General features: G+C 28.3%; 25 protein-coding genes. 19 read left to right on the top strand and 6 right to left on the bottom strand.

The genetic code is table 11. The annotated features are described in order from the left end of the window. The 15 genes from ACKQTC_RS08600 to ACKQTC_RS08670 form a co-directional block, all read left to right on the top strand. The coding region (locus tag ACKQTC_RS08600) for an SDR family oxidoreductase (RefSeq protein ID WP_408978038.1) at positions 1-3,961 on the top strand (3,961 nt) is incomplete at its 5' end. 367 nt (positions 3,962-4,328) lie between these two features. Further along, entirely contained in the window at positions 4,329-4,454 is a 126-nt protein-coding gene (locus ACKQTC_RS08605; RefSeq protein WP_012797179.1) for a hypothetical protein, read from the top strand. 212 nt (positions 4,455-4,666) lie between these two features. Further along, a complete protein-coding gene (locus ACKQTC_RS08610) occupies positions 4,667-6,028 on the top strand; it encodes a radical SAM protein (RefSeq protein WP_408978039.1) in 1,362 nt (453 codons plus the stop codon). After that, positions 6,025-6,687, top strand: coding sequence for an ABC transporter ATP-binding protein (locus ACKQTC_RS08615; protein ID WP_408978040.1), 663 nt, complete (start codon positions 6,025-6,027; stop codon positions 6,685-6,687). The genes ACKQTC_RS08610 and ACKQTC_RS08615 overlap by 4 nt, the downstream gene beginning before the upstream one ends. After that, on the top strand, positions 6,684-7,397 hold the full coding sequence (locus tag ACKQTC_RS08620) for a hypothetical protein (RefSeq protein ID WP_012797182.1): 714 nt from the start codon (positions 6,684-6,686) through the stop codon (positions 7,395-7,397). Before ACKQTC_RS08615 ends, ACKQTC_RS08620 begins: the two co-directional genes overlap by 4 nt. Next, complete coding sequence (locus ACKQTC_RS08625; RefSeq protein WP_408978041.1) at positions 7,394-8,032, top strand: hypothetical protein; 639 nt, start codon at positions 7,394-7,396, stop codon at positions 8,030-8,032. Before ACKQTC_RS08620 ends, ACKQTC_RS08625 begins: the two co-directional genes overlap by 4 nt. A gap of 2 nt (positions 8,033-8,034) precedes the next feature. Further along, positions 8,035-9,192: a sensor histidine kinase gene (locus ACKQTC_RS08630; RefSeq protein WP_019138715.1), complete on the top strand. Its 1,158-nt coding sequence runs from the start codon at positions 8,035-8,037 to the stop codon at positions 9,190-9,192. Further along, complete coding sequence (locus ACKQTC_RS08635; RefSeq protein WP_408978042.1) at positions 9,173-9,766, top strand: response regulator transcription factor; 594 nt, start codon at positions 9,173-9,175, stop codon at positions 9,764-9,766. The genes ACKQTC_RS08630 and ACKQTC_RS08635 overlap by 20 nt, the downstream gene beginning before the upstream one ends. Positions 9,767-10,324: 558 nt before the next feature. Continuing rightward, a complete protein-coding gene (locus tag ACKQTC_RS08640) occupies positions 10,325-10,540 on the top strand; it encodes a helix-turn-helix domain-containing protein (RefSeq protein ID WP_019138712.1) in 216 nt (71 codons plus the stop codon). Further along, positions 10,527-12,020, top strand: a complete 1,494-nt coding sequence (locus ACKQTC_RS08645) for an Eco57I restriction-modification methylase domain-containing protein (protein ID WP_408978043.1) — start codon at positions 10,527-10,529, stop codon at positions 12,018-12,020. Before ACKQTC_RS08640 ends, ACKQTC_RS08645 begins: the two co-directional genes overlap by 14 nt. Then, complete coding sequence (locus tag ACKQTC_RS08650; protein ID WP_408978044.1) at positions 12,013-12,342, top strand: hypothetical protein; 330 nt, start codon at positions 12,013-12,015, stop codon at positions 12,340-12,342. The genes ACKQTC_RS08645 and ACKQTC_RS08650 overlap by 8 nt, the downstream gene beginning before the upstream one ends. A gap of 8 nt (positions 12,343-12,350) precedes the next feature. Further along, complete coding sequence (locus tag ACKQTC_RS08655) at positions 12,351-12,950, top strand: BsuBI/PstI family type II restriction endonuclease (protein ID WP_408978045.1); 600 nt, start codon at positions 12,351-12,353, stop codon at positions 12,948-12,950. A gap of 14 nt (positions 12,951-12,964) precedes the next feature. Continuing rightward, positions 12,965-14,077, top strand: coding sequence for a nucleotidyltransferase domain-containing protein (locus ACKQTC_RS08660; RefSeq protein WP_408978046.1), 1,113 nt, complete (start codon positions 12,965-12,967; stop codon positions 14,075-14,077). Next, the gene (locus ACKQTC_RS08665) at positions 14,070-14,717 is read left to right on the top strand and encodes a hypothetical protein (RefSeq protein WP_408978047.1); all 648 of its coding nucleotides are present in this window, start codon (positions 14,070-14,072) and stop codon (positions 14,715-14,717) included. Before ACKQTC_RS08660 ends, ACKQTC_RS08665 begins: the two co-directional genes overlap by 8 nt. Continuing rightward, positions 14,710-15,489 carry a hypothetical protein gene (locus ACKQTC_RS08670; protein WP_408978048.1) on the top strand — a complete coding sequence of 260 codons (780 nt, stop codon included), beginning with the start codon at positions 14,710-14,712 and terminating at the stop codon, positions 15,487-15,489. The genes ACKQTC_RS08665 and ACKQTC_RS08670 overlap by 8 nt, the downstream gene beginning before the upstream one ends. Here the strand turns inward: ACKQTC_RS08670 and ACKQTC_RS08675 are convergent, their stop codons facing one another. From ACKQTC_RS08675 to ACKQTC_RS08700, 6 genes are all read right to left on the bottom strand, one after another. Further along, entirely contained in the window at positions 15,490-16,821 is a 1,332-nt protein-coding gene (locus ACKQTC_RS08675; RefSeq protein ID WP_408978049.1) for a relaxase/mobilization nuclease domain-containing protein, read from the bottom strand. It abuts the gene before it with no gap. 1 nt (position 16,822) lies between these two features. Further along, positions 16,823-17,179: a plasmid mobilization protein gene (locus ACKQTC_RS08680; protein ID WP_408978050.1), complete on the bottom strand. Its 357-nt coding sequence runs from the start codon at positions 17,177-17,179 to the stop codon at positions 16,823-16,825. 168 nt (positions 17,180-17,347) lie between these two features. Next, on the bottom strand, positions 17,348-18,430 hold the full coding sequence (locus tag ACKQTC_RS08685) for a virulence RhuM family protein (RefSeq protein WP_408978051.1): 1,083 nt from the start codon (positions 18,428-18,430) through the stop codon (positions 17,348-17,350). Next, on the bottom strand, positions 18,423-18,905 hold the full coding sequence (locus tag ACKQTC_RS08690; RefSeq protein WP_408978052.1) for a hypothetical protein: 483 nt from the start codon (positions 18,903-18,905) through the stop codon (positions 18,423-18,425). The genes ACKQTC_RS08685 and ACKQTC_RS08690 overlap by 8 nt, the downstream gene beginning before the upstream one ends. An 8-nt stretch (positions 18,906-18,913) precedes the next feature. Further along, a complete protein-coding gene (locus ACKQTC_RS08695; RefSeq protein ID WP_408978053.1) occupies positions 18,914-19,462 on the bottom strand; it encodes an ImmA/IrrE family metallo-endopeptidase in 549 nt (182 codons plus the stop codon). A gap of 8 nt (positions 19,463-19,470) precedes the next feature. Continuing rightward, on the bottom strand, positions 19,471-19,872 hold the full coding sequence (locus ACKQTC_RS08700; RefSeq protein WP_004026815.1) for a helix-turn-helix domain-containing protein: 402 nt from the start codon (positions 19,870-19,872) through the stop codon (positions 19,471-19,473). A 194-nt stretch (positions 19,873-20,066) separates the two neighbouring features. Between ACKQTC_RS08700 and ACKQTC_RS08705 the strand changes: the two genes are divergently transcribed. The 4 genes from ACKQTC_RS08705 to ACKQTC_RS08720 all read left to right on the top strand — a co-directional run. Continuing rightward, the gene (locus ACKQTC_RS08705) at positions 20,067-20,582 is read left to right on the top strand and encodes a hypothetical protein (protein WP_000270762.1); all 516 of its coding nucleotides are present in this window, start codon (positions 20,067-20,069) and stop codon (positions 20,580-20,582) included. 269 nt (positions 20,583-20,851) lie between these two features. Further along, complete coding sequence (locus ACKQTC_RS08710) at positions 20,852-21,262, top strand: RNA polymerase sigma factor (RefSeq protein WP_000357034.1); 411 nt, start codon at positions 20,852-20,854, stop codon at positions 21,260-21,262. Positions 21,263-21,738: 476 nt separating this feature from the next. Next, positions 21,739-21,960: a hypothetical protein gene (locus tag ACKQTC_RS08715; RefSeq protein ID WP_075574287.1), complete on the top strand. Its 222-nt coding sequence runs from the start codon at positions 21,739-21,741 to the stop codon at positions 21,958-21,960. Positions 21,961-22,060: 100 nt separating this feature from the next. Further along, positions 22,061-23,583, top strand: a 1,523-nt coding sequence (locus ACKQTC_RS08720) for a recombinase family protein (RefSeq protein WP_408978054.1), incomplete at its 3' end; no start/stop codon positions are given.

Genomic DNA, 23,583 nt, shown 5'->3' on the forward strand with positions numbered 1-23,583 from the left:
AGTATTAAAAAAATATCCCAGGCTAGGCATAGGATTTGATCTAAATGTAGAAGGTGAGGTCGTTCCTGTAACAAATAAAATAAACTACAGTATTTTTGAGTATTTATATTCAAAAACATTAGTTGAAGCTAAACAACTAGCTCAAAGACTGGTTAAAGATACTTACTTTGACCTAAAAAAAGGCTATCTTTTCAGATGGTTTTTTATTGACTGTGAAGAATCAAAGCAACAACTTATTGTATGTGTATTTCATCATATAATTTGTGATGGAGCATCTATTCAAGAATTAGTGCAGAATATTTATCATGAATATTGTATAGATAATTATAAAGTTACCATAACTAATACTTATTCAGATAAAAACTATGAAAGTTCAAGTAAGTATTGGGAAGAGTATCTAAAAAATTGGAATTATAAAAACAATGCTCTTCAAACGGAATTTTTAAAGGGAAATGTTTCGACTGATGCTTTCAAAATAAGGATTGAGGAAATAACAAAAATTGCAGAAGATCATAATGTAAGGAGATCGGCAATATATTTATCTTCTATAGGCGGTGCGATAAGAAATGTTTTTGGTATTAAAGAACCATTGTTAGGTATACCAGCTGCTATTAATGAAAGTTCAATTAATAATATAGGGCAACGTAGTTCTTTGGTTTTTATTGTTAATAGATATAACTCTGATATACATGAAGATATATTGCAGCAAAGTAAGGATTTATTACTTGGAATGGTAAATTCTATGCCATTATCAAGGATAATATCAGTAGCAAATATAAAAACAGATAATCGATTTGAAGCTAATATTCCACAAATTGTAGTTACCATAATTCCGTATTCATTAAGAAAATTAGAATGCTTTGATTGGGGAGTGGATTCCTGGGAATATTTGTTAGGAGGAGACCGTTACCCTATTCTCATTTCAATATTCGAAGATGAAGAATTTGCTGATATAAATATTCAGTCCCATTATACTTTAGAAGAATCAAATAATATTAATAAAACTATTTTAAATTATATGGTTTCGTATATTAAAAACGCAGGTGAGTATTTTAAGAAGATAGCTACTTGTTCATTTGATAATATAAAAAAATATCAAGAAATAAATGTTTCAAATGAACTCCCTTATTCTATTAGACAAAGTGCCTTGGAAATGTATTTAAAAAGGGAAGAAAATTCCATATGTATAGAGGAGGATGAAGAAGTATATTCAACGAGCTTTTTAAATTCTGCCGTAGCATATTATATAAATACATGGGAACAGGCAGATTACAAAATAGTGACTGTTGCAATAAAAGAAAAAAGATTGTGGGCAACAGTTGCAGCTATGATAGCTGCATTTATATCTGGAAGACGATTTGTCATATTATCTGACAATGAAAAACTTTCGGAAAGAGATCAATATATTATTGAAAATTCTAGTGCAGATATTCTTGTTTCAAACACAAGTTATGATTATGATATTCCATATGTTATTATAACAAAAGACTTTGATAATTATAATTTAAAGAAAACAGACGAATATTCTATTTTAACATCAGATGCATATTTGGTTTATACTTCAGGCACTACTGGTAAACCTAAGGGGGTTAGAATTGGACCAGATACAGTAATGCAATTAGTAAAAAACACTAAAAAGTATCTGTCTAATGAAAAATCACGCATTTATCAATTTACAGAGCATACCTTTGATGTTTTCATACAAGAGGTTTTTTATACTATTTTAACTGGAGGTGCTCTTATCTCTGAATCAGGAGTATTAAATAGTGAGTTGCCTAAATTACCTAGAATATTAGAAATGAAAAAAATCGATAGTCTATTTTTACCTTATGCTGCATTATCTGCCCTTGCGACATCTACGAAAGATGCTGCAAAATATTTATCCAAACTAGATGTAATATTTGTAACAGGAGAGCAGTTAATAATTACGCCTCCGATTAGGAAATTATTTATAAATTGTAGAGTTCGTTTAGTTAATATGTATGGTCCTTCTGAGACTCATGTTTGCTCATTTTTTGAATTACCTAAAAGTCCATCTATTTGGGAAAAAGAGCCATCTATTGGAAAGCCGGCTTATGGATATGATTTTTTAGTAATATCGCCTTCAGGTTTACCTGTAGCCACTGGAGTTCCTGGTGAATTGGTTGTATTGGGGAAAAATATTCTTAATGGATATATAAGTAAAAATGAAAATTCTGTTAGTAATATGAATTCTTCTTATAGGACAGGTGATATGGTAGTATGCAATAATGAGGGTTACTATAGTTTTTTAGGGAGAAATGATGATCAATTAAAAATTAGTGGTCATAGAATTCACTTGGGTGCCATCGAAGCTATGTTATCTGAAATATCAGGATTTCCAATAGTGGTTTCAGCAGTTTCTCAAGCGAATAAAACAATAATTATAGGACATTATGAAGAAGGTTTATCTAAATATAAAAAGGAAGAATTGCTGGAATTATTTAGAAATAAAATGCCTAATTATATAGCTCCTAAAATAATGATGCAGTGTAAGTCCTTTCCTAAAGGACGAACTGGTAAGATTGACAGGAAATCTCTTTTGAATAGAGCTAAAGAATATTTAGAAATTAATAAGCACATATCGGGAATAGAATTGAATGTTGATGAGTATCAATTTGTGAAAAAAATTTGGGAAAAAGTATTAAGTATCCCAGTTAATGTAGGAAATAAATCGTTATTTGATTTAGGTGGCACATCTTTAGATGCTTTACAAATATATGGAGCTATTTCTGAGAAATACGATATTGATTTTAGTGTATTAATGAAAATACCTACTATACAAAATATGTCATCTGTTCTTAAAAATAAAAAACAAATGGAAAGTCTTGATCTTGAAAAATATTTAAATAGATTCTCAATACCGTCAATTGTAGGCTCACAAAAGAGAAAACATGAGGACTTGACTCTTATTACTGGTAGTACGGGATTTCTTGGTGCACATTTATTATCAAGTATAATTTCCAAGGGTAACAAAGCAAGAGTTCTTGTAAGAGGAGACAATGCTAATCATGCAAAGAGAAGATTGAAAGAGAAATTTGATTTATATGAATTAGATTGGAACGAGGATCTTATAGATGTAATTCCAGGAGATTTAACAAATGATGATGACGTTGCTAAATTTGTATCTAAACCAGCATCTAGATTAATACATGCGGCTGCAGAAATAAATTTTATTAAATCCTTTGAAGAAATAGTAGATAGTAATGTTAAAGGAACATATAAACTACTAAAAAGTTGTAGCCACATGCAAATACCATTAGTTTACGTATCAACGACAGCTGTTTTTCCTTCAAATGATACACTTAAAGAGGTTACAGAATCTGATAAGCCTGGCTCATCAGATAATTTATTGTTTGGATATCCTCAGTCAAAATGGGTGGCAGATAAACTAGTTGAAAAATTTCAATCAAAAGGTCATGATGTTTATATTGTAAGAGCAGGGCGTATAGGTCCTTCTACTAAAACTGGTTCAATGAGAATGGATGACTTTTTTCTTTTACAACTCAAAACTATCTTGAAACTTAATGCTATTCCTAACTCATTCTTTAATATTAGTGAAGGGATTGATTTAGTACCAGTAGATATTATAGCAGAAGTAATAAGCAATCAAGATTATTTAATGAAACATCCAGTATTGCACATAGTTTTAAATGATAGAATTACTTGGCAAGAAATTATTCAAATTTTAGGAATAAAAGACATGGTTAAAAGAGTAAACTTTAATAACTGGATAAAATTGCTAAAAGAAGATAGTTCAGCAGAATTAAATGTTATTAGGACTTTGATACCATTAATAGAATCTGGTAAGTTAGCTCAAGCATCCTACCCTGTAAGAACAAACTTTGGAGCTGAGTTATCAGAAAAATTTGGAGTTAATCACAATAAAAGTCTAGAGTCATTAATTGAATTAATTAAATTTAAATTAAAACTAGAAAAATAGATGCAATGATTATCAAAAGAGCTAGTTTTAGAAATAATGATTATAGCTCTTTATAATACAATAAAAAGGTATTTAAATGAGCTTAACCCATAAACACTGATATTTAGAACTTTTATTCAAGTGTATATACGATTCTAACAATTCAAAAGAAAGACATATGATAAGGATAAAAAAGTCCATATTTGGGCAAACAAAGAACTTTAAGAATGATGAAATAAATAAAATAAAAAACATGAACATAATAAAGGTACAGGAAGATAAATATTGGCGGTCTTCGGACTGCCTTTATTTTTTTGTAAGTTTGCAGTATTTACTCATGTAATTAAATTAAGAATGAAATAAAATATGGTTGTAAGGAGGTGAGAATATGAAACCTGAAATCGTAGCAATGGGTAATGGTTGCAAACTATGTGCGGGATGTACAGGATGTATGTTCTGTGGTCCTAGTCCAGCAGCTGGTGTAGGTGTAGCTGGTTTTGTAGGATTCTTCTAAGAAGAAGGGGGAAATTCTTGGATAACAAGAATGAGAGTAAAAAGTTATGTTTACTAGTCTAATATATAAATATGACAAATAAAAAAACCTATAATTAATTTTTTATAGTTTTTTAGTCGATTTGTTTTGAGACTAGTAATAACTTTTGATAAGTTTACAGCTAAAAAAGTTTTGTCTGTAGGATGTAGTATTAAGTCGGGGGATATGAAAAGGTGTATTTAAAGGCTAAAAATATAAAAGCAATTGAAAAACAAAAAAATGCCAATATTTTGGTTGTTGAAAATAGATATGAGAAAATGGGTGAATCTCTTTATAGAATAAATAATGATGCAACAAACATAATACTTTGGTTAGATGGAAATCATACATTTGATGAAATTGCTAAAAAGATGTGTGATAATAATACGAGCTTAATTGAAGAAGCTAAAATTAATTTAAATGAATTTTTAAATTCTTTAATTCTCAATTATGGCATTGTTATTGATAGATTAGAAAATCCGAGATATGATGAAATAAGGGTTTTAGGAAATGGTAAAACACAGTACCCATCAGCAATATCTATTGAAATAACACATACTTGTAATGTAAAGTGCTTACATTGTTATGGTGAATATTCATGCTATAATAAATTTAAAGACAATACTGAATCGATATTTAAAGTACTAGAAGATGCAAGAAGATCTGGTACTAGAGTAGTAGAATTTACGGGTGGAGAAGTTACCTGTCATCCAAGATTTCTTGATATTTTAGACAAGGCATATTCTTTAAATTATCATTTAGTAAGTATTTTATCAAATGGAACAAACTGGAATGAAGACTTGTTTAATGAAATATATAAAAATAGGGACAAGACGGTAGTACAAATAGATCTACATGGAGACAATGACGATTATATTAATTGGTTTATGGGTTCTAGAATAAAAAACATTTCGAATATCATAAAAAGAAATATAGTTAGGATTCACAAAATGGGAATATATATGAGAATTGTAACTATGATAACACCGAATAATATAGATCAATTAGAAAATATTGCTGATTGGATTCATGAAAATGGCATAGAGACTTATGGTTTATCTTCAATTATACCAATGGGAAGAGCTGCTTTAAAAGACAATAATAATTTATTATTAAAAACTAAAGAAGATTCTGAAAAACTGAATGAAGTTATTTCAAAAATAAATAATAAGTATGGATATGGTTTTCTATATCAAGTAAAGGACGGAGATCCAAACGTTAAAAATTGTGGAGCATTTACAAGAAATCCATCTATTACTCCAGAGGGAGATATTAAATTTTGTGCTATGGATGATCAAACACTTATAAAAAGCTTTGGCAATGTATTTAATACTGATATCGGTAAGCTATACACAGAAAATTATAAAATATTAGATTTGATAAGAAATATAGAAGCACCTAGCTATGTAAATTCCGAGTGTGAAAATTGTGAGAAGAAATTTTTTTGTAGTGAATGCATTATAAGGGGACTCATTGGAGCAAAAGAAATAGGAGTAGAAAATTGTGCTTGGTTTAATAATAAGTTAAATGATGAGTTTAGGAGGCTTTTAATATGAATGTAATCGAAGTAAAAAACATGAGCAAAAACTTTAAAAATAAAAAGCTATTCAACAGTTTTTCTTTAGAAATTGAAGAAAATACAGTGCATGCAATAGTAGGTCCTAATGGTTCTGGAAAAACTTCGCTTCTGAGAATATTAACGAATTTATATTATGAAGATAATGGAAAAGTTATCGTTAAGGGAAATCATGCAATGCTTTTAGAGAATGATTATTTGTATGAAGATAAGACTGGAATAGAAAATATAAAATTATATGGTTTATATTTTGGATATGAGCCTGTAAATTACAAAAAATATTCTGAGCTTCTTCAAATAACAAATGATTTAGATAGGAAAGTATCAACATATTCTAAGGGAATGAAAAGGAAATTATCTTTATTAATTATTGTAATGATGAATAGGGAGATAATATTTTTAGATGAGGTAACTAGTGGGGTAGATCCAATATCAAGAGTTGAGATTAGAAAACTCATAAAATTACTAAAGGATGAAGGTAAGACCATAGTAATTACTAGTCATGACCTCTCAGAAATTGAAAAGATAGCTGATAAAGTATCTATGATTAAATCAGGAGAGTTACTTTTTACAAAGAATATTGGAGAAATTAAGGGAGAGAGCTTAGAAGATTTATTTATAGAGGAAGGTACAAAATGAAAAATAAGATGAATATTAATAGAGCCTGTAGGTACTATTTAAGTAAAGACAAGGATTTTATTTTAAATTTATTATTATTTACTTTGATTTCTCTTGGCTTTATTTTTTTACTATATAAGGGGATGTTTGATTCTAGAGGAAATGATTATATTATATTAATGCTATATGTACTAATGCTTGGAATTTCATTAATTATGTCTAATTCTATGGTTGTTAATTTGACAGTCAAGGATAAACTAAATAAACGTATTGAATTTATTCTAGCATCAGGAATTAATATAAAAGATGTGATTAAAGCCTATGCAATAGAAATGTGGAGACTATCTTCTATTGTTCCATTTTTATTATTTTTCCTAACTTATGTCCTAGTAGACTTTAAAATCGAATTTAAGTGGATTGTAGGCATATTTGTTACAATGATAGGAATGACTTACTTTGAAATACTATTTTTTAACCTTATAAGCTTATCCCAAAAAAACTTCAAGTTTTTCAAAAATATAGTTTTCTTTGGAACAACAATTTTAATTTACATGATAGGCACTTTTTCAGAGAAGATTCTATCATTAATAGAAAGATATAATCTAAATCTTATTTATATCATTCTAGGTATAAATATTGGCTTAGGATTAATCTTTGCAGTTTTTTCTATGAAAGATTTGTCTAAGATAAACAATGAATCTATAATTAATAAAGAAGGGTCATGGTCATGAAGTTAGTAATTAACGATTTAAGAAAGCTTTTAGATAAAAATGCCTTATTAATGTCTCTTATGGCACTAATCTGCTCCTTTATGGCTCTATTTTTTGCTGATGGAGGAAGCCAAGAGATAAATAAGGTCATCAATACAATTAAAATTGATGGGATTTTAATACTTTTTGTAATGTTTGGAGTAGAACTCGCTAAAAATACCTTGGTATCAGATAAGATTAGCAAAAAGCTTGAATTTTTACTTGCAAATGGACTTTCTATAAAAAAAATTCTAGCCAAATATTTGTTTAGTATTTATTTAGGGGCTTTGATAATAGTCCTTCCAAGCCTTGTATTAAACCTAGTTAAACTTGATCTAAGCTTAACCATTGGTATAAACTTAATTTTATCAAGTTTTCTTTACACTCTAATAATAGTTTTTGTAATTCTTAATACTAGAAACATGAATAAAATAAATTCTCTCCAAATTCGGTTGATAGGACTATCTTTAGCTATTATGATAACATCTGCCATTGTATATAATTTTACAAACTCCTTTACATTTTATTTTCTTACTAAGTTTATTATCTTAGCTTCAATTATTATATTTTTGGGTATTAATATTAATAAAGAAAGGATTGTAATTAGTTACTATTAGATATGTATAAGAAATTAGAAAAAATTGTAATAAGCCATTTAATGATAATTTTATTTTGGGGTCTTCTTTTTAAAAACAATTTGTTAGTAAAAGAGGGCCCAATTTTAAATGCAGTTTCACTTATATTATTTTTCACCTTGTATGGACTTATATACACAGAAATTTCGAATAAAAAAATACCGGAATTTGTTTCCATTTTGGTTGTTTTTACTTCTCTTTTGCCGTTGAGCCTTATTTTAATAAATAATCTACACTATAAAGTCTCCTTTGCCATTATTAGTATTGCTTCAACATGCCTGTTTATTAAAAAATACATGGATATAGAGAGTTTTAAATATATAAACATCTTACCAATATCAAGAAAATCTACACAAACATTTACTATCAAACTAGTATTTTTTATTTTTGTGGTAATTTACTTATTTGATATAGATACGGCAATGATAAATATATTTACTCAAATAGTTTTTCTTATTACAGAATTTTTCTTTATCTTATTTTTAAAGGAGAAAGAGTTAGCTTTTGAGAAAACCTTCAAACTTTATTACCTATCAGACTATATGGCGAGCGAAAGAGATGAATTTGCAAGAATTATTCATGACGATATTTTGCAAGATATATATGCAAGTAAAAATTACTTATCTTCAAAAAATCCTGATATAGAATATTCTAAAAATATCCTAAGAGAACTTGAGGAAAAAGCACGAAATATAATGAAATTCTACCAATCTTCTTTATTTGAAAAAGCAAATTTGGAAACATCTCTATTAGCTATATTTGATAATGTAGCTTCACTATATCCAGATAAAAATATTGAAATTACTAAATATATCGATAGTGATATGACAGAGGATAAAAGATTAATTAGGTTGATTTCAATAATATCAAAAGAACTTATAAATAATGTATATAAGCATTCCGATGCTAAATATTTATCTTATAAACTTTATAAAAAAGGAAATTTTGTATATATAGAAATGGAAAGTGATGGCGCAAGATCAGATGATTTTAATAAAATTAAGGAATCTAAAAGAGGGGTTTTGCTGCTTAAACTTTTGATAGATTCAAATTCAGGAAATATTTCCTATGGATTAAACAAGGGAATACTTACAACAAGAGTTAGCTTGGAGGTGGAAAAAGATGAAAATTATTTTGCTTGATGACCATAAATTATTTGGTGGATCTCTTAAGATGCTTTTAGAAGAGCAAGAAGAAATTTCATGTGCCTATGTATCAAAAGCCCAAGAGTTTTTAAAAATGATAGAAAAAGAAATCTACGATATTTTCTTAATTGACATAAATTTAAAAGATGATAAGACTGGTCTTGATTTAATTAAAGATTTGATAGATGAAAATCCCAGACAAAAGATAATAGTTTTAACATCTTATGACTTAGATAATTACAAGGATATGGCTTTTAAGTTAGGAGTAAAGGATTTTATAAATAAGTCTGTTGAAATAGAAGAACTCTTAGCAAGAATAAATAATGTATATAAAGGAAACTATAAGAAAATAGATAAATACATTGTTGATCCACTGACTAAACGAGAGATAGAAGTACTGGAAGAATTAATAAAGGGGTCAAGCAAAAAAGATATTGCCAAGAAGCTTTTTATCAGTGAGAGGACCCTTTATAATCATATAGCAAATATATATGATAAATTACAATCTAAAAATATTGTTGAAGCCTATAATAAGGCTATGGAGCTTGGCTATATATATCCGGTTATGTAAGATTATATGATTAAAACTTATTTGGAGATTATATTTTATGATTTATGAAAACTCTCATAGATATAAAAACTGAGATTAAACATCTTGCCAACTTATTATAATCGTAGAAATAAAAAAAGTGAGGGATGTTTATGTTAAAACAAGTTCTAGATATAATAATTTTATATTTACTAATATATTTGTTTGGAGCATATATTATTTTTCTAGTGAAGTCTGTGATATATGGAAAAGAAAAAGTTTATGGTTGTTCAAAGCCTACACTAATGGAAAAAATTTTTATAGGATGCTAACAAGTGTTTCATACTTTAAAAATTAATATTGATTTTAAATTTGATAGGATTGTACTCTTATTAAAATTTTGCAGTAGCTTATATTAAATTAACAGTATAGAAGCAGCAAAAAGATAGAAATTTGGTGGAAAACACAAATATTGGTGGTCTTCGGACTGCCTTTATTTTTTTTGTATTTATGTTTTAGAAAAGTGAATAATATTATGAAAAAAGTGAAGGTTTATGATATAATATAACTGATACAGAATTCATGAATGGAGAGATAGTCATGTTAAAAATCAGCTATAAAAAGCTATTTAAAAAAATGATTGACCTAGATTTAAATAATACAGAATTAATGGAAAAAACAAATATTAGTAGAAGTACATTTTATAAAATGAAAAATGGGGAGAATATTACAACTGACGTATTGTTAAGAATATGTGAAGGATTAAATTGTAATCTTTACGAAATTATGGAGTTAGTTAAAGATGAAAATAATTGATTATGTTTTAAATAAGACAAATGAATATATTAAGATTGCATCTAAAGAAACTCGAAAAAGAATAGGACAATTTTTTACTAGTAAAGAAACAGCAATATTCATGGCATCTTTATTTGACTTAAATATTAAAAGAGATGAGATATCTATTCTTGACCCAGGAGCTGGCTCTGGAATTCTTTCTGCGGCACTAATTCAGAGAATTATTGATAGCAAAATGATAAAAAAGATAAATTTAACATGTTATGAAACAGATGAAGACATTGTAAATTTGTTGGAAGCTAATTTATATTGGGTAAAGGAAAATTCAAATATAGATATAGAATATAGAATTATAGATAAGAATTATATTATAAGTCAGGATTATGAATACAATAATTTCTTAGGAATGTATAACAATGTTAAAAAATATGATTTAGTTATATGTAATCCACCATATAAGAAAATTGGTAAAAAAGACAGAGAAGCAATTATAATGTCAGATGTTTGTTATGGTTCTCCTAATTTATATTTTCTTTTTATGCAAATGTCAAGTTTCAATCTAAAAGAAAATGGGGAACTGGTATTTATTGTTCCAAGATCTTGGACATCTGGAGCATACTTTAAAAAATTTAGAGAAGAATTTTTAGAAGAAATGTCATTGGAGCATATACATTTATTTACGAGTAGAGATAAGGTTTTTGATAAAGAATCTGTCTTACAAGAAACTATGATAATAAAGGCTAAAAAGACAAGAATACCCCCTGAATTTATAACAATCACATCTAATAATGGAAATTTTGATTTTAAAAATACAACAATTTTTGAAGCAGATTATGATTTAGTTGTTTCTAAAAAAAATAAATATATATATTTAATTACAAATGAAGAAGAAGCAAATACAATAAAACAAGTAAAAGAGTGGAAAGATACTTTGCCAAGCTTGGGATTAAAAATGAAAACAGGATTAACTGTGGATTTTAGAAATAGTGAAGTATTGAGAGATAGATCTGAAGAAGAAGCAGTACCCTTATTCTATTCTCAGCATATAAAGGATGGAAAAGTTGTTTTTCCAATGGGTAAGGATAATGAATATATTTTAAATTCAAAAAAGGGGTTATTACAAGAGAATAAAAATTATTTATTTGTAAAGAGATTTACATCTAAAGAAGAAAAGAGACGACTACAATGTGGAGTCTATTTAGCAAAAAAATATCCAGAGTATGAAAAGATAAGCACTCAAAATAAATTAAATTTTATAACTGGATTTGAAAATTTATCTGAGTGTTTAGTATATGGATTATATGTGGTTCTAAATTCCACTTTATATGATCAGTATTATAGAATTTTAAATGGTTCAACTCAAGTTAATTCAACAGAAATTAATTCTATGCCAGTTCCTCCACTAGAATACATTGAGAATATGGGAAAAGATTTGATAAAGGTAAAAGATATGTCAGAAAAAACATGTGATGAAATATTAGGGAGATATATTTATGTCTAAATTAGAAGAAGCAAAAGAGCTTTTAAAGGAAATGCAAGTACCAGAAAGACAACAGTCGGATTTATGTGGATATGTTATATTGGCTCTAGCTAATATTAAGGATAAAGATTTATGGTGCAATGCAACTAATAATTGGATAAGGATACATGATATTATATTATTTATATCGGAGAATTATGGTCTTGCATATGCTGAAAATAGTAGAGAGACATTTCGAAAACAGGCAATACACCACTTTAGAAATGCTGCTTTTATAGAAGATAATGGAAAAGCGACAAATAGTCCGAATTATAGATATAGGTTAACAATAGATATAGGTTAACAGATGAAATGTTAGGATTGGTAAAGACATATAAGACTGATGATTGGGAAAAATGCAAACTAGACTTTTTAAGTAATCATGATACTTTAATGGATTTGTATAAATCTAAAAAATCCATGAAGAAAATGCCAGTAAATATAAATGGAAACGAATTTAAATTTTCACCAGGCAAGCACAATCAACTTCAAAAGCTAATTATTGAAGAATTTGCTCCACGATTCGCTGAGAATTCTGAATGTTTATATGTTGGTGACACAATTCAAAAGGATTTGGTAAAAAATGAGGAGAAACTAAAAGAACTCGGTTTTGAGATAACACTCCATGATAAAATGCCTGATGTAGTTTTGTATTCTGAAGACAAGGATTGGATTTACTTTATTGAGTCAGTAACATCTGTTGGACACATGACACCTAAAAGGATGTTAGAAATTGAAGAAATGACTAAGGATGTTAAATCAGGGAAAATATATGTAACTGCATTTTTAGACTTTAAAACTTTTAAGAGGTTTTCTGATTCATTGGCATGGGAAACAGAAGTGTGGATTGCTGATTTACCTGATCATATGATTCATTTGAATGGAGATAAGTTTTTAGGACCGAGAAAATAGGGGGTAATAATAGAATGGAAAAAAGAGATAAATTGTTGATTGAAAGTCTTAATGATATTGATATTACTCCAACTATGGAGAAAAATGCTAGAGAGAAATACAAGGCTATTTCTGAGTATTTAAATGGGCATGATCTTGAATCTGATTTTTATCCACAAGGTTCTTTTTTGTTAGGAACTGTCATAAGACCATATAGAGATGGAAAAGATAAGAATTACGATTTAGATATTTTAGCTTTATTAAAAAAAGAAAAATCAAATACAGATCCACAAAGTACAAAAAATGATGTTGGTGATTGTATAAAAAGTAGTGAATTATATAAGTCTAAATTATCAAAAGAAGATAAAAACTGCTGGACTTTAGAGTATGCAGAGGTATCAGGGGGAGTAGGATTTAATCTAGATATTGTTCCTTGTGTTAATGAGGAAGAAAATATTATGACTGAAATTGTTAATTCAGGTGTAGATTTAAATTATGTATTTAAGACTGTATCAATAACTGAGAAAGAAGATAGTAATTATTCATGGTTGACTAGCAATCCTTTAGGATTTGGTGATTGGTTTAAAGATATTAGCGAAAGGTTTATTTCAACAGAAATGAAAATAGAACAGTTTCACAATTTTCCTGTCGAGCTAAGAGAAATATATAATAAAGTAGAGAATATACCAAATTACTATTATAGATCAAATTTACAAAGAGCAGTACAGGTTGTAAAAAGACATAGGGATATATTTTATGATAGAAGTATGAATGTTAAATCTAAGCCATCTTCTATTTTAATAACAGCTTTGATAGCAGACTCTGTTAAAGATGAGTTCAATTTATCTATTATAGATATAATAAAAGTGTTTATTCATAAATTCAAGAACAAGCAAATATCTATAATGGTAGATAATAAAATTTTAAATCCTGTTGATTTGAGAGAAGATTTTATAAGTAGTATATCTGAATCGGAAAAGAATATTATGAATAGTTGGATAGCTGACTTATCAAATTTTATAAGTATAGATTCAGAGGTAGAATTTAAAAAATCTATTCATAATGACTTTAATTCAAAGATGTACTCAGATGCGTTTTATAATGTAAATATTGTAAACCCAACGAAGCCATGGAGATATAGTGAATAATATAAGAGAGCAAATCAATGACTTATTAAAACAACAAACAGAATTGCAGGTAAATTACAAAGAATCAAATATATGTATATACGGAAAATATCATTATTCCTTAAAACATAATGATGTGATTTTAGATGGGGTCAAGGATATTAAAATAGAAATGGATTATGAGTATCCCATTAGTATTCCAAAAGTATATATCTTCAACTTAAAAGAGGAACTAGAACATGTATATAAAGATAATAGTATTTGCTTAGCAACTGTTGGGGAGATACTTCAATATCTTATTGATAAACCCTCAATTTCAGAATTTTTAAATAGATTTTTAGATCCGTTTATATTTTCGGCAGATTGGCATCTTAAATATGGAGTATTTCCATTTGGGGAAAGGAAACATGGATATGAGGGTTTATTAAGTTATTATACGGAAGAGTGGGGATTAACAAAAGAACAGTACATTAAAATGGTATTTTTAATTTACCATAATAAATACAAAGGTCATTTACCTTGTTTTTGCAATTCGGGTTTTAAATTGAGAAATTGCCATGGTAGATATATACTTCCAATTGTTAAAAATCAAAGATTAAGAAATACCTTTTTAATAGAATCTATAATGATATTAAATAAGGATGGTAAAGAATATGGGTAAAACACCACAAGATGATAGTCATAATAAGTCTAGAAACTTAGGTTATGTAGTTGATTCATTATCAATATTATTATTAATAATTTCCTTAGTACAAGTTAGATTTTCGATTTTAAATATAAAAATATTGCTCATAATTTCTGCTGTAATTTTATTAATTCAAACAGTAGCAATATATTACAGAAATTATTATTTTGATTTGGGAAATAAAGACAGATTTAATATGTTTCTAGACAACTCATTTGGTAGAAAGATAATACCTTGCTATAATAGCGATGAATATTTTGACAACAAAGATATAGAAACTGGTTTTATTAAAGCTTTAGCAAATACACATCAAAATTCTTTTTTTACATCAAATTTAGCTAAATTGAATAAAAAGGCGTATTACATTTTTTCTTTTATTGTTTTATTTTTATTTGTATATGCAGTTTTTATCAATGGATTAAATGATACAACATCTTTATTGCTTAATTTTATAGTATCAGGTGAGATTATTAATAAGGCTATAAAATATAACTCTCTTTATGATAAAACTAATAATATTTACGAATCATGTAATAGAATATGCTCATCTTACCAAACAAATAATCAAGAAAAATTTTTCGCAGATATTTTTGAAATAATAATTAGTTATGAGAATATAATTTATGAGAGTAAAATTGAACTTTCTCAAAAAATATTTTTAAAAAACAACTTAAAACTCACTTTGGAATGGGAAAAGATTAAAGATGATTATAAAATTTATTCAAAAAGTAGAGAGATTAAAGAGTAATTATCTCTCCACCTCCTTTCCATAATAATTTTCATAGTTTTTCCTATATTGAACAAGATCAGAAAATTGTTCTTTATTCAAAGAATACTCTTGCATAAGGGTGTTCTTTTTTTCTTGCAATTTATCGAGTTTCGTTAATATTTCTTTTGTGTTTGGTAGTTTTTTATAATTTTCTAAAATTTCTTTAGCGGCTATTTTGTAGACAGAAAGTTCACTATAATATTCTTCTGCAAATTGCTTATCATCAGGATTTTTCTTGTGGTATTTATATATTTCACGATACTTATTTATAGTATTTATATTTTCCATATCTTGGGATAAACTCTTCATATCAGTTTCAATTTTCTTTATTTTATCTAACAAGTCTTGTCTATCATCAGCAGATTTTTTGATTAGATCATCGAGTTGAGTGATTGAATTGATTCCTTGCTCTCTCAGCTTAATTATTGAATCAGCCATTGTTTTGATATTGTGTTTTCTTGCCCAGACTTCGTAACCTTTAGATGATTGAGCTTTTTCATTAGTAGATATATCAATAACATTTCCTACTCTTTTTTTAACAGGATTAGCTTTATTTTTAATTGCTAAATCTATTCTTTCTTTGATTTTTTCTTCAGTATAATCTTCTCCGATAGTCTTTGCTCTTGTAAATCTTTGCTTATCTTTATGTCGAAAAGCAATGTGTTTACCAAACTTAATTTCATAATCAAGAGACTTCATATTTTCTAAAAACTCTTCCCACGATTTAGACTTATTAATCATTCTATCTATATCAAATTGCAGTTTAGATTTCCAAGAATTTCCTTTCTTGTTTTGCTCATATTCGTACCAAGATTTACCAGCAGTTTTATATTTTCTCTTGTAAGCTTCATAATATTCATCAATGACTGAGAGCTCATTTTCTTTACATAATTCATCACTTTGATACCTGATTTTATGGTAAGTTTTTTTGTTAGACTGGTAGCATTTACCAGTCTTATAATTAACATTATTAAAAATAATATGGTTATGGATATGCCCTCTATCTATATGAGTTGCAATAACAAATTCATAATCTTCTTTTAAAATTTTCTTACATAATTCCATTCCAATTTCGTGAGCTTTTATAGGATCAACCTCTCCTGGTAGAAAAGATTGGATTAAATGTCTAGCCAAAACTGTACCTTTAGTATCATTGTCTTCTCGTGTTTTCATAAATTGAATATGGGCAGTAGATGGATGACATTTGAATGAAGATACTAAGATTTTTTCATCAGTTTTTTCACTCTTAGTAATGTAATCTATTGCCAAATTTAGAGTTGATTTTATAGGATGTATCTTTGTAATTGCCATATTAATCGCCAGAACTTTCTTTTGATTTATTAAGAAGTAGGGAATGGATCTGCCATATTTCTTTTGATAATTTTTCTATCTGTTTATTCATTGATTCAATTTCATTTTTGTAAATAACACCAGTTGTATTAGTTGCTTTTGCAATCTGGTTTATGTTATTTGTTACATTTGAAAGCAGCCATTGGAGGTTTCTAAATGGTTCTAAATCTACAACATATATCTCTTTTTCTAATACACATTTTCTAAGAAAATGGGACATAGTTTTGCAATTTGCAAGTTTCATTTTCTTTTCAAAAACTTCCTTTTCTTCCTTAGTTAATTTTATTTCTATTCTTTCATTTCTAAATCTATTTGCCATCTTATTCTCCTTTATAAATATATTTCGGGGTCTTAGGGTTCTCCCTAACAAGGTAAAAATTAAAAAAATGGAGCATTCCGTAAAGGTTTGCTCCATTAATTTTTTCGTAAGTGTCCGTACACTTACTGTGCTTGCTATTAAAGTTATAAGCATTAAGCGTATATTAAGTTATTCTTCTAATTTTTTAGTATCATCTTCTAGTTCCAAGAATTTATCAAAATCACTTTTGTAGAGTCTATCTTGTATTATTCTATACTTTTCAAATTCACTCTCTGCGTGCTTTTTAGCAAGAGCTGCAGATACTTTTCCTGCGTCGTTTAAGATTTCTTTATCCCATAACTCTAAAAATCCATTCAATCTTTTTTCCCAATCTTCCATTGTCATAGGTATATGTCTTTCTGCTTGTAGTTCTGCCATGTCTAAATAAGATGAAACAATTCTTTGCATTTGATTTAATTCTTCTTCGTTTAAATAATTTTTTGCAACGACTACATCATACTTATGAATTTTTGAATCAGGAGAGCCTTCCCAAGTAGTAAGTCCCATATTTTTAGTTTTGTGATTGGCTCTATCGACAATTAATTCGGCTGCAGTTTTTCCATGAATTGCATAGTGTAATTTATTTTGAATAGCGGCAAAAAATCTTTTTGTTGCCTTTGCAGATGGATCATAGTCTAAAGATGTGGCATAAATATCTGTGATTTTTTGATAGAATCTTCTCTCAGATAATCTAATTTCACGAATTTTTACAAGTAATTTTTCAAAATAATCCTTGGTAAGTTTTGTGCCTGAATTCTTGAGTCTTTCATCGTCCATTGCCCAACCTTTAATTGTAAAATCTTTTACAATTTGGTTTGCCCATTTTCTAAATTGGATGGCACGTTCGTTATTTACTTTAAACCCTACTGCAATAATTGCTTGTAGGTTATAGTGTTTTGTTTCTCTTGAAACATTTCTAGAACCCTCTTTTTGAACTATTAAGAAATTCTTAATAGTTGCTTTTTCTTGCAATTCATTGTCATCAAATATTTTTTTTAAGTGCTGATTTATTGCTGCAGTACTGACATCATATATCGCTGCCATCATCTTTTGAGTTAGCCAAATATTTTCATCTTCATATCTAATTTCGATAGCTTCTTGATCATCACCATTAGCTGCAATAAAAGTCAAGTATTCAGCAGCGGAAGATCTGATTTGAAGTTCTTTTTTATCATGATTTTCGTCTTTATTTTTATCCATTTCTCTACTCATAATTTCCTCCAAGTATAAATTTCATTCTACCTTTAAACACTGGAATACTAATTAAGAATACAATTACATAATGTATAAAGGAATTTATCATCATACTTTTTGTTATTGGTAATTGATGATAAGTTTGACCGATTATCTTAAAAGCGGCTAGAGTGTTTGTTATAAAATCTAGTGCCAACCATAGGGCAACTGCTGATCCTATGAAAGCAATTATATAGTTTAAAAGTTTACTGATTTTTGGTAGCTTTTGATTTATTAAAATTAGCAATATTCCATAAATTATTACTGCTGTAATTGAAAGGGGAATAGCTAATTTGTTATCTAATTTATCTTTTATGGATATATAAAATCCTAAACCTACAACTATAAAATCAATTAAAAATGCTGAGATTTTTACAGAGTAGGTAGAGATGAGATAGTAGAAAACTATTCCAGAAAGGATTAATAAAAAATATCCTGTAATAAAAATTCCCATAGAGTCTCCTAATAATAATCATCATGTTCAGGTCGATAGTTTTTGAGAAAATCTCCCTGAGGTATATTAACATTAACTGGTTTATTAAACTTGCCCATTTTTGCTAACTCAGAAATTTTTAGATTTAGTAAATTTATATCTACACCTAACTTTCCAGCAATTTCATAATCACAAACTTGATCATTGATATTATCTAGGACATCTTCATCACTTATTAATAAATGAGCTGCAAAAATATTAGCTTCAGTTTCAAATTTATTTGTAGGGTTTAGCACTGTTTGGTCATGAAAAGCTCCACCACTCATGCAATAATCTCTGTGAAGTTGATCGTGACCTAATTCATGTGCTAATATAGTCTTTCTATTAAAATTTGTGTTGCTACTAATAAAAATAAATCTGTTCCTTTGAATATAATGGTAAATTCCTAAAAGTATTTCTGTTTTAGGTAGATATACCAGGTTAATATTCAAAGCTTCTATTAATTCGATAGGATCTCGTGTCTTATATTTTTTTATAAGTCGATTAACCTTATCATATATATAGCGATTCATACTCATAAAATCACCTAATCTTTTTTCTTACGACCGTATTTCTTATTTTCTCTTTTAGCCTCCCAATAAGCACGAGTAATAGCTTCAAAAGCAGCATCTTTATCTTCATCAGAAATTTCTCCACCTGCAAATAAAGAGCTTAGACCTTCTGTTAATGCTCTAGCTTTTTCTAATTCTCTTTTGCCACCCATGTTATAAACTCTATTTAAAAACTCATCACTTTCTTCTAGAAGGTAATTGTAATCACAGTCCATAACTTCAGCTATTTTTTTGTAAACCTCGACATCTCTTGGGTATCTTTCTCCGTCTTCATAATGTACAAGAGTTCTTGTACTTATTCCTATCATTTTTGCAAAATCTGCTTGACTTAACTTTTCTTTTTCACGAAATTCCTTTAATCTATCCGCAAAAGCCATAACTTTAACCTCCTGTACTAATATGCATTTATAACTTTTAATACGAACAATAGTGCTTGAATTATTTTTCAATTTGAGATATAATACAAACTGAACTTATATTCATATCATAGCACAAATATTCAAGTTTGTAAATAAGTTGTATTGGGGTGATTAGATTGAGAATAAGTAAAACTTTAAAGAATATAATGGACATGTATGCAGATAGCAACTTGAAATTTGAAGAGATCAGTTCAGCTGCAAAACTTATTTTAAGTTTATATAGACAAGTTACCTGGGCAGTAGATAGCAGGGCAAATTTTATGATGTTTGATAGTAAAGAAAACTATGGATCAACTTCAGAATCTGCTTACTTGTATCTTTCTACATTTGCTCCAGAAAAAGTTGAAGAAAAGTTTAATAATAGAGTTTCCAATGTAATGGATAGTAAGCTTATGCTTTTAATAATTTATGATGCCTGCGTTAGGTTAAAAGTTTATCCAGAGTATGGAGAAATCTATCATAAGATTATTTATAACTACTACATTTCTGAAAAAAAGATTACTGATGAAGCTTGTATGAGAAGTGTATCTTTAGAGAGAACTGTTTATTATCAAAGAAAGAAGGAAGCAATTGCATTGGTAGGTGTAATAATTTGGGGATATACTTTACCGACTGCTATTAGCCAACTTGAAGACGGTTGTAGCATTGAAGAAATAATGAACATCTAAGAAATTAATTTATGACGAACTTATTGCGTACTATTTCCGAATGAAAAAAGTACCATATACGAATTTTATGTGTACTTAAATGCATATATAATATCCATGATGGGTGATCTGCACCTAAATTTAATATTGGCATTTATTGACTGAAAGAATTTATTTTCTTTCGGTCTTTTTTTATGCCCAGGAGAATATATGCAAAGAATTAGAAGCCCTCCTTGTGTGAATTTCATTTTCAAACAAAAGAAATTCATGTCAACAAGGAGGAAAAATTAATGGACAAAGAATATTATTTATTTGTAGAAGGAAAGAAAGTAGTTGTTAGCAAGGAAGTATATCTTGCCTATCATAGTGAATTGAATAAAGAGAAATATCAAATAAGAAGAGACAGGTTAAATAACTGTTTCTTTTTTTGTTCCTATGATCATGATGGAAACTTCGAAGAAAATTTAGAAGATCTGGAATTTGATGTTGAAAAAATTTTCGAAACAAAGGAAATGATTGAAGAAGTTAGAAAAGCTATTTCTAAACTCAACCCTGTTGAAAGGGATTTGGTAGAAAGTCTTTTTTATAAAGAAGAAACAGTAAGAGAAGTAGCTGCTAAACTGAATATTTCTAATCCAGCCGTTATTAAAAGGCGTAATAAAGTCTTAGAAAAACTAAAGGAAATCTTAGAAGACTTTTAGATGACAGTTACCAAGAGGGTCTAATTTTCACTGTTACTTATGCAGTGGGAATTGGACCTTTTCATTTAACCAAATTTATTTTTGAAAATTGGTTAGCAAGAAAGGCTTCTTTTCACTGTTAAGTATAAGAGGGTAATTTTAAACAATTTTGTTTCATCAAGATAAGTATTTTTTGATGGTCAAATTTTAAAAAGATTAATAGCTCTCGATAAATTTTGAACCTTAACAACTGAATAGACCAAGACAAGACATTAATCATTTTTGGAGCGTGATAACCTATCCGCCAAGATCTTTCTGCTGAATAATTCGGCAAAACAAGTACTGCTAAGCAAAAAGCAAGGGAAGAAGAAAGGGAGCGATAAGTAAGAGTTTGAATATAGGGAGGGATACCCTATTCGCTATGAAGAAAGTGAGGATAATGATACTTCTAAGGTTGAAGCCGGCTCATCCTGAATAGAGGCGGAGGTGAGATTCCTATGTTGCTAATCCAAGGCACTTGTCAATGTCAAAAAACTTTAATTTTATATTGTGAGGTAAAACCTATGAATACAAAAGAAAAGAAGAAATATAAACCTAAAGAGCAAATATCAAAAGAAGATTATTCTAAAAAAATTACTTACACTCAAAGTGATAAAGAATCCCTCGACTTACTAGATATTGTTGAGCTTTATTTATGTAGAACTTGTATAAGACTATAAGCTGGGGTGCTGACTTAAAAACTTGGGTGCGGTAAAATATAAGTGGTAGAAGAACTCCTTAATGACTATTTGCCCAAATACAAATTAAGGAGGTTTTGTAATGGAAAAATTTGCTTGTATGTATCTTCGTTTATCAAGAGAGGATGGAGATAGCACAGAAAGTAATTCTATTTCAAATCAAAGACAGATTATCAAATCATATGCAAGGGACAATGATTTTAAAGTTGTTGCTGAATATGTAGATGATGGCTTTTCAGGATCTAATTTTGACAGACCAAAATTCAAGAAGATGATTCAAGATCTTGAAGAAAAGAAGTTCAAAACAATTATTGTGAAGGACTTATCCCGTTTTGGGAGAGATTATATCGAATCAGGTAAATATCTACAAAAGATATTTCCAGAAAAAGGTATAAGGTTTATATCCGTAAACGATAACTATGACAGTGAAAATGCAGATGTAAGCGATACACACCTAATTCTTCCTATAAGAAACTTTATTAATGATTCTTATTGTAGGGATATTTCTATGAAAGTTAAATCTTCAAAAGAGATCAAAAGAAAGAATGGTGAATTTATTGGTGCATTTGCTCCTTTTGGTTATAAGAAGGATAGCAAAAACAAACATAAGTTAGTCGTTGATACAGAAGTTTCACATATAATTGAAAGAATCTTCAATATGAAGATAGACGGTTATTCGTCTAAGGCTATTGCAGATTTTTTAAATAGCATAGGTTGTGTAACACCATCTAAGCATAAAGAAAATTCTGGTGATAATCATACTACTGGTTTTATTGTTAAAGACTCTAAATGGGACGCAAAAATGGTCAATAGGATTATTACAAACAAGGTCTATATAGGAGTGCTTGAACAAGGGAAAACTAGAAAACTAAATTACAAGTCTAAGAGAGAAGTAGAAGTAAATGAAGAAGATTGGATTGTAATAAACGACTCTCATAAGCCTATCATTTCAAAAAGCATTTATGCTTTGGCTAATAAGATGATGCTCCGAGATGTAAAACAATCGGCAGATATACCACATATTTTATCAGGAATGCTTTATTGCAAAGATTGTGGATCTTCAATGGTTAGAAGAAAGGTTAAGTCCAAGAATGGATATAATATTTTTTATATTTGTTCTCACTATAATAACAAAGGAGATTGCACAAGACATAGTATAAAAGAAGACTATCTACTTGATATGACTCTTTTCGCACTTAAAGATTATTTAAAAAAATACAATGAATTACTAAGTCAAGTTAATAAGTTAGATGTATCAAAAGTTACATTTAATATTGACTTTGAAAGCTTAAACTCAGAAAAAAGAAAATATGAAAGGCTTAGACAATCTTTATATATGGACTTAGAAGACGAACTTATAACTTCTGAAGAGTTTGAAAGGTTCAGAAAAAATTATCTTATTAAGATCAGGGAAATAGAGAAACAAATTGCTACAAAGAAAAATATACTTGCCAACTTGCAAGAAAAGATGAAAAACAAGGACAGTTTGGTTTCCGAAATTGTTCCCACTGATTTAAGCAGTCTAAATAGACTAACAATTGTATCTTTTATAGATAGAATTGAAATCGGAGAAAACAATGAGATTAATTTTGTCTTTAATAATTT

This window comes from Peptococcus simiae (genome assembly GCF_046097595.1).
Classification (GTDB): Bacteria; Bacillota; Peptococcia; order Peptococcales; family Peptococcaceae; genus Peptococcus; species Peptococcus simiae.

Coding starts and splice junctions, on each gene's coding strand:
- ACKQTC_RS08635 (WP_408978042.1), top strand. CDS start 9,173: ATGAAAATTATTTTGCTTGATGACCATAAATTATTTGGTGGATCTCTT.
- ACKQTC_RS08645 (WP_408978043.1), top strand. CDS start 10,527: ATGAAAATAATTGATTATGTTTTAAATAAGACAAATGAATATATTAAG.
- ACKQTC_RS08655 (WP_408978045.1), top strand. CDS start 12,351: ATGTTAGGATTGGTAAAGACATATAAGACTGATGATTGGGAAAAATGC.
- ACKQTC_RS08660 (WP_408978046.1), top strand. CDS start 12,965: ATGGAAAAAAGAGATAAATTGTTGATTGAAAGTCTTAATGATATTGAT.
- ACKQTC_RS08690 (WP_408978052.1), bottom strand. CDS start 18,905: ATGGGAATTTTTATTACAGGATATTTTTTATTAATCCTTTCTGGAATA.
- ACKQTC_RS08715 (WP_075574287.1), top strand. CDS start 21,739: ATGTTGCTAATCCAAGGCACTTGTCAATGTCAAAAAACTTTAATTTTA.
- ACKQTC_RS08650 (WP_408978044.1), top strand. CDS start 12,013: ATGTCTAAATTAGAAGAAGCAAAAGAGCTTTTAAAGGAAATGCAAGTA.
- ACKQTC_RS08640 (WP_019138712.1), top strand. CDS start 10,325: ATGTTAAAAATCAGCTATAAAAAGCTATTTAAAAAAATGATTGACCTA.
- ACKQTC_RS08680 (WP_408978050.1), bottom strand. CDS start 17,179: ATGGCAAATAGATTTAGAAATGAAAGAATAGAAATAAAATTAACTAAG.
- ACKQTC_RS08605 (WP_012797179.1), top strand. CDS start 4,329: ATGAAACCTGAAATCGTAGCAATGGGTAATGGTTGCAAACTATGTGCG.
- ACKQTC_RS08670 (WP_408978048.1), top strand. CDS start 14,710: ATGGGTAAAACACCACAAGATGATAGTCATAATAAGTCTAGAAACTTA.
- ACKQTC_RS08700 (WP_004026815.1), bottom strand. CDS start 19,872: ATGGCTTTTGCGGATAGATTAAAGGAATTTCGTGAAAAAGAAAAGTTA.
- ACKQTC_RS08695 (WP_408978053.1), bottom strand. CDS start 19,462: ATGAGTATGAATCGCTATATATATGATAAGGTTAATCGACTTATAAAA.
- ACKQTC_RS08625 (WP_408978041.1), top strand. CDS start 7,394: ATGAAGTTAGTAATTAACGATTTAAGAAAGCTTTTAGATAAAAATGCC.
- ACKQTC_RS08615 (WP_408978040.1), top strand. CDS start 6,025: ATGAATGTAATCGAAGTAAAAAACATGAGCAAAAACTTTAAAAATAAA.
- ACKQTC_RS08705 (WP_000270762.1), top strand. CDS start 20,067: ATGTATGCAGATAGCAACTTGAAATTTGAAGAGATCAGTTCAGCTGCA.
- ACKQTC_RS08675 (WP_408978049.1), bottom strand. CDS start 16,821: ATGGCAATTACAAAGATACATCCTATAAAATCAACTCTAAATTTGGCA.
- ACKQTC_RS08620 (WP_012797182.1), top strand. CDS start 6,684: ATGAAAAATAAGATGAATATTAATAGAGCCTGTAGGTACTATTTAAGT.
- ACKQTC_RS08685 (WP_408978051.1), bottom strand. CDS start 18,430: ATGAGTAGAGAAATGGATAAAAATAAAGACGAAAATCATGATAAAAAA.
- ACKQTC_RS08710 (WP_000357034.1), top strand. CDS start 20,852: ATGGACAAAGAATATTATTTATTTGTAGAAGGAAAGAAAGTAGTTGTT.
- ACKQTC_RS08630 (WP_019138715.1), top strand. CDS start 8,035: ATGTATAAGAAATTAGAAAAAATTGTAATAAGCCATTTAATGATAATT.